Annotated in this window: 14 protein-coding genes; 5 read left to right on the top strand and 9 right to left on the bottom strand. The window is 71.9% G+C overall.

The genetic code is table 11. The features are described from left to right. Positions 1 to 32: 32 nt before the first annotated feature. A complete protein-coding gene (gene cofC, locus ACYVHU_RS08550) occupies positions 33 to 680 on the bottom strand; it encodes a 2-phospho-L-lactate guanylyltransferase (RefSeq protein WP_078762742.1) in 648 nt (215 codons plus the stop codon). A gap of 228 nt (positions 681 to 908) precedes the next feature. Between cofC and ACYVHU_RS08555 the strand changes: the two genes are divergently transcribed. From ACYVHU_RS08555 to ACYVHU_RS08570, 4 genes are all read left to right on the top strand, one after another. Continuing rightward, positions 909 to 1679, top strand: coding sequence for a lysophospholipid acyltransferase family protein (locus tag ACYVHU_RS08555; RefSeq protein WP_078762743.1), 771 nt, complete (start codon positions 909 to 911; stop codon positions 1677 to 1679). Positions 1680 to 1705: 26 nt separating this feature from the next. Then, positions 1706 to 2716: an NAD(P)H-dependent glycerol-3-phosphate dehydrogenase gene (locus ACYVHU_RS08560; RefSeq protein ID WP_078762744.1), complete on the top strand. Its 1011-nt coding sequence runs from the start codon at positions 1706 to 1708 to the stop codon at positions 2714 to 2716. Between the two features lie 127 nt (positions 2717 to 2843). Continuing rightward, the gene (locus tag ACYVHU_RS08565; protein WP_078762745.1) at positions 2844 to 4043 is read left to right on the top strand and encodes a trans-sulfuration enzyme family protein; all 1200 of its coding nucleotides are present in this window, start codon (positions 2844 to 2846) and stop codon (positions 4041 to 4043) included. A gap of 190 nt (positions 4044 to 4233) precedes the next feature. Beyond that, entirely contained in the window at positions 4234 to 5349 is a 1116-nt protein-coding gene (locus ACYVHU_RS08570) for a D-alanine--D-alanine ligase family protein (RefSeq protein ID WP_078762746.1), read from the top strand. A gap of 180 nt (positions 5350 to 5529) precedes the next feature. Here ACYVHU_RS08570 and ACYVHU_RS08575 read toward each other — a convergent pair whose 3' ends face one another. The 7 genes from ACYVHU_RS08575 to ACYVHU_RS08605 form a co-directional block, all read right to left on the bottom strand. Beyond that, a complete protein-coding gene (locus ACYVHU_RS08575) occupies positions 5530 to 6057 on the bottom strand; it encodes a MarR family winged helix-turn-helix transcriptional regulator (protein ID WP_078762747.1) in 528 nt (175 codons plus the stop codon). A 20-nt stretch (positions 6058 to 6077) separates the two neighbouring features. Then, positions 6078 to 6857, bottom strand: coding sequence for an EI24 domain-containing protein (locus tag ACYVHU_RS08580; RefSeq protein ID WP_078762748.1), 780 nt, complete (start codon positions 6855 to 6857; stop codon positions 6078 to 6080). A 69-nt stretch (positions 6858 to 6926) separates the two neighbouring features. Then, on the bottom strand, positions 6927 to 8630 hold the full coding sequence (cydC, locus tag ACYVHU_RS08585; RefSeq protein WP_078762749.1) for a thiol reductant ABC exporter subunit CydC: 1704 nt from the start codon (positions 8628 to 8630) through the stop codon (positions 6927 to 6929). 20 nt (positions 8631 to 8650) lie between these two features. Continuing rightward, a complete protein-coding gene (gene cydD, locus ACYVHU_RS08590; protein ID WP_078762750.1) occupies positions 8651 to 10450 on the bottom strand; it encodes a thiol reductant ABC exporter subunit CydD in 1800 nt (599 codons plus the stop codon). Between the two features lie 13 nt (positions 10451 to 10463). Further along, on the bottom strand, positions 10464 to 11531 hold the full coding sequence (gene cydB, locus ACYVHU_RS08595) for a cytochrome d ubiquinol oxidase subunit II (RefSeq protein WP_078762751.1): 1068 nt from the start codon (positions 11529 to 11531) through the stop codon (positions 10464 to 10466). Between the two features lie 10 nt (positions 11532 to 11541). Then, entirely contained in the window at positions 11542 to 12993 is a 1452-nt protein-coding gene (locus ACYVHU_RS08600; RefSeq protein ID WP_432938874.1) for a cytochrome ubiquinol oxidase subunit I, read from the bottom strand. 143 nt (positions 12994 to 13136) lie between these two features. Next, on the bottom strand, positions 13137 to 13739 hold the full coding sequence (locus ACYVHU_RS08605; RefSeq protein ID WP_327308808.1) for a DUF305 domain-containing protein: 603 nt from the start codon (positions 13737 to 13739) through the stop codon (positions 13137 to 13139). Positions 13740 to 13896: 157 nt separating this feature from the next. Between ACYVHU_RS08605 and ACYVHU_RS08610 the strand changes: the two genes are divergently transcribed. Then, entirely contained in the window at positions 13897 to 14577 is a 681-nt protein-coding gene (locus ACYVHU_RS08610) for a thioredoxin-like domain-containing protein (RefSeq protein WP_078762754.1), read from the top strand. A gap of 79 nt (positions 14578 to 14656) precedes the next feature. Here ACYVHU_RS08610 and ACYVHU_RS08615 read toward each other — a convergent pair whose 3' ends face one another. Beyond that, the gene (locus tag ACYVHU_RS08615) at positions 14657 to 15121 is read right to left on the bottom strand and encodes a DUF3515 domain-containing protein (RefSeq protein ID WP_078762755.1); all 465 of its coding nucleotides are present in this window, start codon (positions 15119 to 15121) and stop codon (positions 14657 to 14659) included. Position 15122: the final 1 nt, after the last annotated feature.

The raw sequence follows: 15122 nt of genomic DNA on the forward strand, positions 1-15122 counted from the left end.
GCGCCGGCCCGTCGTCCTCCCGTGGGAGGGTCTCACAGGCCCAGCCGGGCGAGCACCTTCGCCGTGTGCGGACCGACCCCCAGCGCCACGGCCTCCGCCAGGTCGGCCGGAGTGTCGACGTCCCGCCGTACGCTGGCGACCTCCTCGACGGCCAGTTCGACCGCGCCGAGCTCACGGTGCCGGCGGCGCGACTCGCCCTCGAACCCCGGGGCGAAGACCGCGCCCGGGGCGGTGGCGTACAGCGTGGTCCCCACGCCGGGTGTGTCGGGGAGGAAGGAGCGCTCATGCGCCACCGCCGCGCCCAGGACGCGCTCCAGCTCACCGGGGCGCAGCGCCGGCAGGTCGGCCGACAGCGCGCACGTCCCCGCCCGTGGGAACAGGGCGGTCGCATGGGCGGCGCCGTGGACCAACGCCGGATTCAACCCGGCCTCCGGAGGGTCGGGCACCACCCGCGCGCCGAGGTCGGTCACGCGCCGTGCGACCAGCGGGTCGTCGGTGACGACGAACACCGCGACGACCGAGGGACAGGACACCGCGGCCTGCACGGTGTCACAGGCCACGGCCAGCGCGAGCTCGCCGCGGTGCTCCCCGGCGAAGCCGGCCAGCCGCGACTTGCCCGCCGAGAGCCGCTTCACCGGAACGACCAGGGTCCACTCCCCGCCCGCCTGGTCTGTGGTCACCGGTACCCCTCGAGTTCCCCACCGCCCTCGGCCCGGACGGCACCCCGGGAATGCAGACTACGGTCCGGTGGGCACGGTCCGCTCCGGAGCGGGGTGGAGGACTGCCTACACTGGAGCGGTCGCGCGCCGCGGGACGTTACCGCAGGGCCGGGCCACCCCACCACGGTGTGCGTCCGCCACGGGAGCCGTCGTCAGGATCGGCCACAGGGTCAACCGAAGGAGTCCGTCATGAAGCCCCGGGAGTCTCGCTGGGTGAAGGCGATCGTCGTCGCCGTCGTCCGCCCGATCATGGCGGCCATCACCAGGACCGAGTGGAGCGGGCAGGAGAACATCCCGCGCGAAGGCGGTGTGATCATCGCCGCCAACCACCTGTCGATGGCGGACCCGCTCACCATCGCGCACTACCTCTACGTCGCCGGCCGCCGCTGGCCGACCTTCACCGCCAAGGAGGGGGTCTTCCGTATCCCGGTGGTGGGCGCCGTCGCCCGTTCGACCGGCCAGATCCCGGTCCACCGAGGCAGCAGCGACGCGGTCAAGGCGTTGCGTGAGGCCGAGAAGGCGCTCACCGAGGACCAGGCGTCGGTGATCTTCTACCCCGAGGGCACCTGCACGCGTGACCCGCAGCTGTGGCCGATGGTCGCCAAGACCGGCGTGGCCCGCCTCGCGCTGACCACGAAGGTCCCGATCGTCCCGGTCGCCCACTGGGGCGAGCAACACCTGCTGCCCTACGGAACGGCCAGGTTCCGTCCCTTCCCGCGTAAGCGGGTGCAGATGGTGGCCGGGCCGCCGGTCGACCTGTCCGCCTACGAGGGGCGCCCGCTCACCGCGACCCTGCTGCGCGAGGCGACCGCCGACATCATGCGCGCCATCACCGAGCTCCAGGCGGGCCTGCGCGGTGAGGAACCCCCGGCCCTGCCCTATGACCCCAGGCAGGCGCGCCGTGGCCTGGCGCAGGACTCCGACGGCGAGGAACGCCGCGACGACGCCTCGCAGGCGTGAGCGCCGGCCGGACGGGAGGGGGAGAGATGACGAAGGTCGCGGTGCTGGGCAGCGGCTCGTGGGGCACCGCGTTCGCCAACGTGGTGGCGGACGCCGGGGCGGCGCGGGTGACGCTGTGGGGCAGACGGGCCGAGGTGGTCGACGCGATCAACGAGCGGCACGAGAACCCGGGTTACTTCCCCGGCATCACGCTGAACCCGGGGCTGCGGGCGACCACCGACGTCGCGCAGGCGCTCGCCGGCGCGGAGTTCGTGGTCATCGCGGTGCCTTCGCAGACGCTGCGCGCCAACCTGACCGAGTGGAAGCGCCACGTCGAGCCGGGCGCGGTCGTCGTCAGCCTGATGAAGGGCATCGAACTGGGGACGTCGCGGCGGATGAGCGAGGTCGCCGCCGAGGTCCTGGAGCTGCCCGACGATCGGGTCGCCGTGGTCTCGGGTCCCAACCTGGCCCGGGAGATCGCCGAACGCCAGCCGGCGACGGCGGTGGTCGCCTGCCGTGACGAGGACACCGCGGTCCGGTTGCAGCACATCTGCAAGTCGGCCTACTTCCGTCCCTACACCACCACCGACATCGTCGGCGTCGAGCTGGGCGGCGCGGTCAAGAACGTCATCGCCCTCGCGGTGGGCGTCGCGGTGGGGATGGGGTTCGGGGACAACGCCAAGGCGTCGTTGATCACCCGGGGGCTCGCCGAGACCGTGCGGCTCGCCGTGAGCCTGGGGGCCGACGAGCACACGCTCGCGGGACTCGCCGGGATGGGCGATCTCGTGGCGACGTGCAGTTCCCCGCTGTCACGCAACCGCACGTTCGGCGAACGGCTGGGATCGGGCCTGACGCTGGCCGAGGTCGTCGCCGAGACCCGGCAGACCGCCGAGGGGGTCAAGTCCTCGGAGTCGGTGCTCGCGTTGGCGCGGGCCAACGACGTGGACATGCCGATCACCGAAGCGGTCGTGGAGATGATGCACGAGAACCTGCCCCCGGCCGAGGCGCTGCTGCGGTTCATGTCACGTAGCGCCAAGCCCGAGCGTTACGGCGTCTGAGTTCTCCGCCCGTCCCTTCCGGCGCTCCTGACCGTGGGCGGTGGGTCTTTCCGCGTGGCCGCGGGGGAGGAGTGCGGGGTTAACACGTCGGAAACATCGGTCTTTTAACCTCAAACCGGGAGGAAATATGACAGACCGTCTAGGCGAGAACACTCGGGCGCTCCGACTTCCGGTGTCACCCGCGCCCGTGGGCGACCCGCTGCGCACCCCGGTCCATCGCAGCACCACCTACGCCTTCGCCACGTCCCAGGAGTACGCCGACGTCCTCAACGGGACCGCCGCCGGCTACTCCTACGCGCGTATCGACAACCCCACCACCGACGCCTTCGCCCACGCCGTCGCCGCCATGGAGGGGGCCGGCCTCGACCACGAGGTGCGGGGACAGGCCTTCGCCTCGGGCATGGCCGCGATCAGCACCGCGCTGCTCGCCCTGACCGCCGCCGGAAGCCACGTCGTCGCCGCCCGCTCCATCTACGGCAACACCTACTCGCTGCTGGACGGCCTGTTCCGCAGGTTCGGGGTCGAGACCGACTTCGTCGACATCACCGACCTCGACGCGGTGCGCGCCGCCCTGCGCCCCGAGACCCGCGTGGTGTTCGCCGAGACGCTCTCCAACCCGACGATGACGGTCTCCGACATCCCGCAGCTCGCCCGCATCGCCCATGAGGTCGGCGCGCTGCTCGTCGTCGACTCCACCTTCGCCTCCCCGGCCGTGTGCCGACCGCTGGAGCACGGCGCCGACCTCGTCGTCCACTCGGCCACCAAGTACATCGGCGGCCACAGCGACGCCACCGGTGGCGTCGTCGTCGGGCGGCCCGAGCTCATGGCCGAGGTCCGTTCCGCCCGCGTCGACCTCGGCCCCTGCCTGGCCGCCGACGAGGCGTTCCTCCTGCTGCGTGGCCTGGAGACGCTGCCCCTGCGCGTCGCCCGCCAGTGCGCCACCGCCGCCGAGTTCGCCGCCGCCGTGGCCGAGCACCCCGCCGTCGAGCGCGTCGACCACCCCAGCCTGCCCGCCCACCCCGGGCACGCCCTCGCCGGCAAGCTGTTCGACCAGGGCCGGTACGGCGCCGTGGTGACCATCACCCCCCGCGGTGGGCGCGAGGCCGGGATGGCCTTCGCCGACCGGTTGCGCGTGGCGACCATCGCGGCGTCGCTGGGAGGCACCCACACCATCGTGGGACACGTCGGCTCCACCACCCACCGTCAGATGTCGGACGAGGCGATCCGGGCGGCGGGCATCGGGCCGGCGGCGGTGCGATTCTCCATCGGCCTGGAGGACCCCCAGGACCTCATCGCCGACGTGCTCGCCGCCCTCGACGGCGTCTGACGGAGCGGTCGGGGACGGCCCCGACCGCTCCTCCCCGGAGGAGGGCGGGGCCGCCACGGCGGGCCGGGGCGCCGTGTCGTCGTACCGTCCGGGCTGTTCCGGCTGCGATCCTGGGTATGACGAAAAACCCCTTTTGGGGCGGCGTCGTATGTTTCAGATTCCCAGTGGTAGCGAGATAGGGTCAGGCACCATGGCCGAGCAGCAAAAGACACGGGTCGCCGTCGTTTTCGGCGGGCGCAGTTCCGAGCACGAGATCTCCTGCGTCACCGCGGGCAGTGTGCTCTCGGTCATCGACACCGACCGCTATGAGGTCGTCCCCGTCGGCATCACCCGGTCCGGCACCTGGGTCCTCGCCCCCTCCGACCCGGCACGCCTGGCCATCAGCGACGGACGCCTCCCCGAGATCGGGGACGCGGGATCCGAACTCGCCATCCCCTTCGCGGGGGAACCCGGCCTCCTAGAGGTCCCCGCGGACGAGGCGCCGCGCGCTCTTGGCCGCATCGACGTCGTCCTGCCCCTGCTGCACGGCCCCTTCGGCGAGGACGGCACCATCCAGGGGCTGTTCGAGATGATCGGCGCCCGCTACGTCGGCGCCGGCGTCCTGGCCAGCGCCGCCTCCATGGACAAGGTCGTCATGAAGGCGCTGCTCGCCGCCCACGGCCTGAGGGTCGGCCGCTACGTCGCGGTCACCGACCGGACCTGGCGCGACGAGCGCAAGCGCGTCCTCGACGACATCGCCGAGCTCGGCGGCGTCGTCTTCGTCAAGCCCGCGCGCGCGGGCTCCAGCGTGGGCATCTCCAAGGTCGGCGACGCCTCCGACAGCGACGCCGTCATCGCCGCGATCGAGGAGGCCCGCCGCCACGACCCGAAGGTCATCGTCGAGGCCAACATCTCCGGCCGCGAGATCGAATGCGGTGTCCTGGAGGCCGAGGACGGCGGCGCCCCCGACGTGTCGCCGCCCGCCGAGATCCACGTCGCCGAGGGCTTCGACTTCTACGACTTCGAGGCCAAGTACCTGTCCTCCAGCTCCCTGACCATCCCGGCCGATCTGCCGGCCGACGTCACCGAGCGCATCCGCCGCACCGCCGCCGAGGTGTTCGAGGCGATGGGGTGCGAGGGGCTGGCCCGCGTCGACATGTTCTACGGCGACGACGGCGAGGTCTACGTCAACGAACTCAACACCATGCCCGGCTTCACCCCCTCCTCGGCCTTCCCGCAGATGTGGGCGGCCGGCGGGCTCGACTACGCCGCGCTGGTGGACCGGCTCATCCGCACCGGCCTCAAGCGGGAGCCCGGCCTGCGCTGAACCGTCTGGGCGCGAACGGGACCTGCGGGGAAGGAGACCGTCACCCGGCGGTGGAGCTCCGTCCCGGTCCACGCCACCGTCGACGGCCCGGGCACCTCGTGTGCCCGGGCCGTCGACGTGCTGTGGGGTGCCACCGCTTCGCCGCGGACGCCCGCGCGCCCGCCGAAGGGCCGGGGCGGGTCAGCGGATCTGCTGGGCGCGGTCGGCCAGCTCCTCCAGGACGCCGTTGACGTCCTCCAACCAGCGGGAGACCACCCGCAGCTCCTCGTCGCTGTACCCCGAGTGCATCGTGACCATCGCGTCGCGCAGGCCGATCAGCGACGCCGCGGGCGGTTGGTGGTCCTTGCGGATCGCGACCATGATCTTGCGCCGATCGTCGGGGTGACGCTCCCGGCGCACGTAGCCCGAGCGCTCCAGCCGGTCGATGACCGCGGTGATGGCGCCCGAGGTCAGGCCGGTCAGGTGCGCCAGCCGGCCCGGGGTCATCGGGCCGTTCACCTGCAGCAGGGACCAGCACTGCATGTCCGTGGGGTTCAGCCCGAACTGGCCGGCCATGGAGTGCAGCAACCGGATCAGGCCGACGCTCAGCCTGCGTCCGCCCTTCTCGATCGCCCCATAGACCTCGGGTAGCTCTGAGGGCCCCACCGGCGCGTCATCGCGCTTCGACCCTGGTGTCGTCTCGGGCATGCCGCCGCCGATCTCGGTCACTCTTTCCTTCGAAAATCAAACTACGTGGTCCGGGGGACCTCCGGCGTGGCCGGGGGGAGCAACCGACGGGCCAGGATGGTGCCGCCGGCCGTCGCCGCGGGGAACACCACCACGGACACGAAGGGGATCGCCAGCAACAGGTACACCGGGATCGAGAAGCCGAGGACGAGGGCGAGGTGGCGGCGCATCCAGGTGCGCCGGTCGGCGAGTCTACGCAGGCCACGCCGGTCGAAGGCGGTGCCGACCAGCTCGGTGCAGATGAACCAGCCGCCGACGATCGCCGAGATCACCGGGATGACGGTCTGGCCGACGACCGGGATGAACCCGGCGGCGAACAACGGGATCGAGACGAGGGCGGACAACGCGATCAGCGCCAGCGACTGCCGGATCGCCCGCACGGCGGAGGACACGACGGGCTCGTCCGTCTGGGGCGGCGCGCCGCCCAGTTCCTCCTCGACGTCCTCGGCGATCTTGTCGTACAGCGGGAACCCCAGGGCCAGCGTGAGCCCGGAGAAGGCGATCACCATGATCAGCACGGAGGCCACGACCAGCACGATGCCCAACGTCACACGGAGCGCGTTCTGCCAGGCGTCGTCCCACCCCGAGGCGAACGGGGTCATCCACGTGGTCAGGTCGTCCAGGTTGAGGACCAGCGCGACCAGGGCGACGACGAACAGGATCGAGGTGATCAGCGGCGGGATCGCTCCGAGGACGAACAGCTTCGGCCGGCGTAGCACCATGCCGAACCCCTGGAGGAGCACACCGACGCCGGAGACGAGGTTTCGCAAGGGAGAGAACACGTCGCGACAATACCGCCCGATCCGTTCCCCCGTTGATCTTGAGGGGGACCCTCCACCCGCCGGAGGCGGTCACCCCCGGCGCAGGAGGGCGTGGGCGTCGCGGTACCAGCCGGCACGCGACAGCAGCTCCTCGTGGCTTCCGTGCTGGAGCACCCTGCCCTCGGAGACGACGTAGATGTGGTCGACGCGCTCCAGCCCGGCGAGGTCGTGGGTGATGAGCAGCGTCGAGCGGCCCTCGGTGGCGTCGAGCAGGTCGGTGACCACGGCGTCGCGGGCGTCGGGATCGAGGTGGGTGGTGGGTTCGTCGAGGACGAGGACGCGCGGGGCCGCGAGCAGCGCCCGGGCGAGTGCGAGCCGCCGCCGCATGCCGCCGCTCAACCGCGCGCCGTGCGAGCCGACCTCGGTGTCCAGGCCCTCGGGCATCGCCTCGACGTCGTCGGCGAGCCTGGCCCGCCGCAGCGCCTCCCACAGTTCCCCGTCGCCGGCTCCGGGACGGGCCAGGCGCAGGTTCTCGCGCAGCGTGCTGGTGAAGACGTGGGGGTCCTGGGGGACGCCGGTGATGACCCGCCGGGCCTCGTCGACGGGCAGCCGGGTGAGGTCGGTGCCGTCCAGCTCGACCGTTCCGGAGTCGGGGTCGCGGAAACGCAGCAGGATGGCGGCCAGCGTGCTCTTCCCCGCGCCGCTGGGCCCCAGCACCGCGACGGTCCGTCCCGGGGGGACATCGATGTCGACGCCGTCCAGGGCCCAGGGCTCGTCGGCGCCGTAGCGGACCCGCAGCCCGCGCACCCGTAGCCGGGCCGGGCCGTCGGGCAGCGGCGCGGGGTCGGCGGGGTCGCTCACCGAGGCGGGGGTGTCGAGCACGTCGAACAGCCGCTCGCCGCTGGCTCGCACCGCGCCGAGCCGGGCGGCGACCGCCGGCAGCGGGGAGACGATCTCGAACGCGGCCAGCGCGGTGAGGACGACCACCGCGAAGGGGACCGGTCCCAGCGTCCCCTCGGACACCGCGGCCACGCCGAGGAGCAGGGTGGCCCACACGGTCAGGCCGGTGGCCAGGGCGATGGCGCCCTCGCCGAACCCGAGCAGCGCGGCGTCGCGCCGGGCGACCCGGGTGATCTCGGCGTCGGCCTCCTCGACCCGCCGCACGGCCCGGTCCATGGCGCCGTAGGCGATGAGGTCGGGGGCGCCGTGCAAGGCGTCGACCAGGGAGGTGGAGAGATCACCGCGGGCCCGGGCCAGGCGCCGGCCGGGCCCCCGCCCCAGCGCGGCGGCGGCCAACGGGACCGCGACACCGGCCGAGAGAAGCCCCGCGGCCAGCAACAGGCCGCCGGGGGCGAACAGCGCGGTGCACACCGCCACGACGGCCCCGCCGGTGACGATCCCGACCAGGGGAGGGGTCAGCCCGCGCACCAGGAGGTCCTGGGTGGCGTCGGTGTCGCTGACCAGCCGGGAGACGAGGTCGCCGGAACGGAAACGGCGGACGGGCTCGGTGCGGGCCAGGCGCTCATAGACCCGCACGCGCACGTCGGCGAGCGTGCGGAACGCGGCGTCGTGGGTGACGAGGCGTTCGAGGTAGCGCATGACGCCCCGGCTGACACCGAGCGCGCGGGTGGCCACGACGGCGACGCTCAGCGCCGTGATGGGCGGATGCTGGGCGGCGGTGGAGATGAGCCAGGCGGCCACCCCGAGCAGGGCGACCCCCGATCCGGTGGCGAGCGCGCCGAGCAGCACGCCCAGGGCGAACCGGGCACCGCGCGGGCGGGCCAGCGCGATCATCCGCCATAGGGGTTCGCGGTTCACGTCGGGATCCTTTCACCGACCCGGCCGGCCTCGATGTGGGCGACGGCGTCCACGATGTCGGTCCAGCCGGTGTCGTGGGCGACGATGACGCCGCTACGGTCGCGCAGCAACCGCGCGACGGCGACGCGCACCGCCCGCGCGTTGTCGGGATCGAGGTGGGCGGTGGGCTCGTCGAGCAGGACGATCGGCGCGTCGCGCAGGAAGGCGCGGGCCAACGCGACGCGCTGGCGCTGACCTGCCGACAGGCGGGCGCCGCGCTCGCCGAGCCGGGTGGCGTAGCCGTCGGGCAGCGCGGAGATGAAACCGTGGGCCTCGGCGAGCTCGGCGGCCCGCCGGACCTCGGCGTCGCTGGCGTCGGGAGCGCCCAGCCGGATGTTGCCGGCCACGGTGTCGTCGAACAGGTAGGGATGCTGGGGCACCCAGGCGATGGCGGCGCGCCAGGAGTCGGCGGACAGCAGCGACAGCGGGACGGGGGCGGCCAGGGAGGCGTCCTCGACCAGGATCGTGCCCGTGGTGGGCTCGGCGAAGCGCAGCAGCAGGGCCAGCAGGGAGCTCTTGCCCGAGCCGCTGGGACCGGTGAGAAGCAGGCTGCGCCCGGGCTCGAGCACGAGGTCGACGTCGCGCAGCGCGGGAACGTCGCGCCCGGGATAGACGAGACCGACCCCGTCGAACCGGATCCGTGGGGCGGGACCGCCGGCGCGGCGGGGGAGGGCGGCGACCTCATCGCCGGCCCGCGAGCGCGGAGCCGCGGGGCCGCCGGCGGGGGCTTCGCGAGCGGGGCCGGAGTCGAGCACGGTGAAGACCTGCTCGGCCGCCGCGACCCCCTCCATGCTGGCGTGGAAGCGGGCGCCGACCTCGCGCAGCGGAAGGTAGGCCTCGGGGGCGAGGATGAGCACGAGCAGCGCGGTCTCGTAGTCGAGCATCCCGTACATCAGCCGCAGGCCGATCTCGACCGCGACCAGCGCGACCGCGAGGGTGGACAGCAACTCCAGGACGAACGCCGACAGGAACGCGATGCGCAGCGTGGACATGGTGACGCCGCGGTGCTCGTCGGTGATGCGCCGGATGATGGCGGCCTGGGCCTTGGCGCGCCGGAAGATCGCCAGCGTGGGCAGGCCCTCGACCACGTCGAGGAAGTGTCCGCCCAGCCGGTTGAGCAGCCGCCACTGGCGTTGGGTGCGCGCCTGGGTGTGCCACCCGACCAGCGCCATGAAGATCGGGATGAGGGGCAGGGTCACCGCGATGACGGCGGCCGAGATCCAGTCGGCCCGGGCGACCACCACGAGAACGGCAACGGGGACGAGCACCGCCAGCACCAGCTGCGGGAGATACCGGGCGAAGTAGTCATCCAGCGCGTCCAGGCCACGAGTGGCGAGAGTGACCAGTTCGCCGGCGCGTGGCGTGCTCGTCCCATCGGGACCGGTCTGCCCTGACAACCAGACCGGTCCCGAGTCTGATCCCCCGGCCGCGGCCGGGGCGGAGTCCGAGGTGCCCGTGACGTGCCGGATGAGTCTGCGCCGCAGCTCGGACTTGGCGCGCGCCGCGGAGCGCAGGGCGGCGGTCTCGGCACCGTAGGACAGCACCGCCCGGGCGATCGCGACCACGGCCACGGCCGAGATCGCCCAGGCGAGCTCCCCGACCCCCTGTCCGTCGGTGGCGCCGGAGATCACGCGGGCCAGCAGCCACGCCTGGGCCAGGACCAGGCAGGTGACCACGACACCGCACACCACCGTGACGGCCAGGTGCACCCGCACCGCGCGGGCGGTGCGCACCAGACGGGGGTCGAGGGGCTTCATGACCTCATTCTCCCTAGTCGCCCTGGCCGGGGAAAGGAATCCGGTGGGCCTGTGGAGAACCGTGCGCGGTGCCACCGTAGGCGGGCGCCGGCTCGATGTGGGAGCGGCTGATCCGCTTGCGGAACACCCAGTAGCTCCACGCCTGATAGCCCAGTACCAGCGGCAGGAAGAACACCGCGACCCAGGTCATGACGGTCAGCGTGTACTCCGCAGAGGAGGCGTTGGCGATGGTCAGGCTGAACGCGGGGTCGGTCGTGGAGGGCAGCACCTCGGGGAACAGCGAGCCGAACAGCAGCACCGTGGCCGCCACGATGGACACCGCGGTGGCGGTGAAGGACCACCCCTCGCGCCCCCTGACGGCCAGCAGCGAGCCGGCCGCGAGCGCGACCCCGGCGACCACGGCCGGCACCAGCGTCCACGTCGCGCCGTAGGCCGCCTGGGTCCAGGCCAGGAACAGCACGGTCGCGGGGACGGCGACCAGCGCGATCCGGGGGACGGCCCGGCGGGCCCGCGTCCGCACCTCACCGTCGGTCTTGAGGCCGAGGAAGACCGCGCCGTGCAGGGTGAACAGCGACAGCGTCGTCAGGCCGCCCAGCAGCGCGTAGGGGTTGAGCAGGTCCATCACCCCGGCGGTGACGACGTGGTCGGCGTCCATCGCGACACCGCGCACGAAGTTGGCGAACACGACGCCCCACAGCGCGGCCGGCAGCGCGCTGCCCCAGAAGATCGCCTGGTCCCAGCGGGCCCGCCAGCGATCGGTGTCGCCCTTGCCCCGGTACTCGAAGGCCACGCCGCGCACGATCAGCGCGAGCACGATGAGCAGGATCGGCAGGTAGAAGCCGCTGAGCGCGGAGGCGTACCAGGCGGGGAAGGCGGCGAACATGGCGCCGATCGCGGTGATCAGCCAGACCTCGTTGCCGTCCCACACCGGGCCGATCGAGTTGATCATGACCCTGCGGTCGGTGTTGTCCTTGCCGAGGACCGGCAGGAGCATGCCCACACCGAAGTCGAACCCTTCGAGGACGAAGTATCCCGTCCACAGGACCGCGATGGCGATGAACCAGAGGAGTGCGAGATCCATGGCGTGGCTCCTAGTAGACGAACGCCGGGACGGGAGCGTCCTTGTCGTCGGCCGCGTCCTCGTCGAGCTCGGGGACGACGTGGGACGGGCCGGCCTTGATGTAGCGGAACAGCAGCCGCGCCTCGACGACCGCGAGGACGCCGTAGATCGCGGTGAAGGCGGTCAGCGAGATGGCGACCGAGGTGAGGCTGACGCCGGGCGAGACGCTGTCGGCGGTCAGCAGCACGCCGTGGACGGTCCAGGGCTGGCGGCCCATCTCGGTGAGGACCCAGCCGAAGATGTTGGCGGCCAGGGCCGCGGGCAGCGTCAGCACCGCGGCGTGGTAGAACCAGCGCGACGCGGGCAGCCGCCTGTCGCGGGTCAGCCACAGGCCCAGCGCCGACAGCGCGACGCCGGCCATGCCCAGGCCCATCATCAGCCGGAACGACCAGTACAGGACGAAGATGTTGGGCGTGTAGTCGCCGGGACCGTAGGCGGCCTCGTACTGGGCCTGGAGGTTGTTGATGCCCTCGACGGTGCCGCCGAACTCGCCGGTGGCGAGGAAGCTGAGCACGTAGGGGATGCTGAGGTCCACGATGTTGGTGCCGGCCTCGGTGTCGCCGACCGCGAACATCGAGAAGTGGGCGGCGTCCTCGGTGTTCCACAGCGCTTCGGCGCCGGCGAGCTTCATCGGCTCGTACTCGGCGGCGAGCTTGGCCTGCTGGTCGCCGGAGAAGACCGCGAGGACACCGGCGATGAGGGTGACGGCCATGCCGAGCCGCAGCGTCTTGCGGAACAGCTCGTGGTCGCCCTTGGGCGGGGTCGCACCGGGCTCGCCGGTGTCACCGTGCGCGCGGTTGCGCCAGAGCTTGAAGGCGCTGACCGCGACGACGAACAGGCCGGCGGTGATGAACGAGCCCGCGGTCACGTGCAGGTAGGTGGACCACGCCTGGGGGTTGGACAGCACCGCCCAGATGTCGGTGAGCTGGGCGCGCCCGGTCTCCTCGTTCACCTCGTAGCCGACGGGGTGCCGCATCCAGGCGTTGGCGGCCAGGATGAAGTAGGCCGACAGGTTGGTGCCGATGGCGACGATCCAGATGCAGGCGAGGTGGATGCGGCGGGGGAGCTTGTCCCATCCGAAGATCCACAGACCGATGAACGTCGATTCGAGGAAGAAGGCGAGCAGCGCCTCCATCGCCAGGGGGGCGCCGAACACGTCGCCGACGAACCTGGAGTAGTCGCTCCAGTTCATGCCGAACTGGAACTCCTGCACGATGCCGGTGACGACCCCGATCGCGAAGTTGATCAGGAACAGCTTGCCGAAGAACTTCGTGGCCCGCAGGTATTCGTGCCTGCCGGTGCGGTACCAGGCGGTCTGCAGGCAGGCCACGATGACCGCGAGACCGATCGTCAACGGTACGAACAGGAAGTGGTAGACGGTGGTGATCCCGAATTGCCACCGTGCGAGGTCAAGTGCGTCCATGACCGCCTCTCCGAACGCCGGCGGGGCCGACCGCCGGTAGTACTACAAAGTGTAGTTCTACACGACGTAGTAAATCAGTCGTGTCGTGAGGGTCATGCGTCACAGTCCCGCGTGCGCCCCGGCCGAGGCGCACGCGGGACCGGTCAGACGTCGACGGGTTCGGCCCCGCGCTCCACCAACAGGTCGTTCATCAAGTCGATCTCGCTCTGCTGCGCCTCGGCCATGCCGCGCGCGAACCCCGCCACGTAGGACACGTCCGCCTCCGCCGCCGCGACCTCTGCCATCTCGATGCCGCCGGCGTGGTGGACGATCATGAGGCGCAGGTAGACGATCTCGGCGTCGACCCCCTCGGCCTCCTCCAGCTCGCGTAGCTGGTCCTCGGTGGCCAGGCCCGGCATCCGCTCGGGGGCCTCCCCTGAGCCCCCTCCGTGGCCGTGTCCGGCCATCCAGGCCATCGGCGGCTGGGAGCCCCGCGCGTTCAGGCCCCACTGCACCAGCCATCCCTGCATACGCCCGGCCTGTGACTGCTGGGTACGGGCGATGTCGTAGGCCACGGTCTCCAGCATGGGCTCGTCCGTCTTCTCCAGGATGGTCATTGACATGTCCACCGCCTGGGTGTGGTGGACGGTCATGTCCCGCAGGAAGCCGGCGTCGACCGAGGTGTCGAGCGGAACCGTGGGACGCCCCGTCAGGTAGCCCGCGACCAGCGCCACGACCACCAGCAACGCCGCGATGGGCCAGGGCACACCACGTCCTTTTCCGACCTGCCGAACCGGTACGTCCCTGACGTCGCCCTCGTTACTCACGGGAACCATCCTGGTAAATGCGGCGTTTTCGATGCGTATGCTGCCTTAAGAGGATAAGGACGCATGTACGTCTCCGGGTGATGGGTGAGGACCAAAGGTGGGCAAGCGCACGGCCGAACAGCGCCGCCAAAGAGCGGCGGAGATGCGTGCTCAGCGACTGCGTGAGGAGAAGCGCAGGAAGATCATCAAGACGACCGGCATCACCGCGGCCGCGCTGCTGGTGGTCGGCGGCGTCGCCTTCGCCGGGTACATGGAGTACCAGCGGCGCAACATCGACGGGGTCCAGACCTTCGAGGGCCTCACCAACAACCACGTGACCGAACCGGTCGACTACGAGCAGAGTCCGCCCGTCGGCGGCGACCACCACGCGGCCTGGCAGAACTGCGGCGTCTACGCCGACCCGGTGACCTCCATACACGCCGTCCACTCCCTGGAGCACGGCGCCGTCTGGATCACCTACGACCCCGAGCTGCCCGACAACCAGGTCGCCGCCCTTGAGGCGCTGTACACGCCCGGCTCCTACGTGCTCGTCAGTCCCTACGAGGGCGAGATGCCGGCCCCCGTCGTCGCGTCGGCCTGGGGCAGGCAGATCGCCGTCGACTCCCCCGCCGACGAGCGCCTGGGCCAGTTCCTCCGCCTCTACGAGCAGAGCTCCGACGTCCCTGAACCCGGTGCCTCCTGCTCCGGGGCCATCCCCTACACCGAGGCCGAGATCGAGCAGGCCGGTGGTCTGGAGGCCGTGATGTCGGGTCAGACCGCGACCATGGACCAGGAGTGACATCTCTCCGCGACCGACGTGGCCCGTTCCCCGCCGCCACGGCGGGAGACGGGCCACGCCCGTTGTGGACGGCCCCGCCTCACAGCGTCCCCGCGGGCAGGGCGGGGATCTCCTCCACGATGAGGTCGCTGATCGCGGTCAGTCCTTCGGCCGGCGGCGAGTACGACGGCGGGATCGACATCTCGACGTAGGCCTCGCGCCCCACCGCCGTGTAGAGGTTGGGGCTGTCGGCGGGCTGGGGCAGCCAGGCGATCTCGTTGATCACCATCAGCTCGGAGTCGGGCTGCAACCCGGCGGGGCGCTCCACCCCGCAGCGCAGCGCGACCGTGGGCGACCCCCACGCCGCCACGAACCGCGACGCCGGCTCCACCCGGACCTGCTCCTCCCCGAACAGGGAGTCGGGCAGCCGCTCCATCAGCCCCTGGCACAACTGCGCCGCCCGCTCGTCGGGATCGGGCGGGGGGACCTCGACGACGCCGCCGGAGCAGCCGGCCACCAGCACCGTCCCGGCCAGGACCGGGCCCAGGGTCAGACGTCGTCGCATC

The sequence above is a fragment of the Marinactinospora endophytica genome (genome assembly GCF_054780875.1).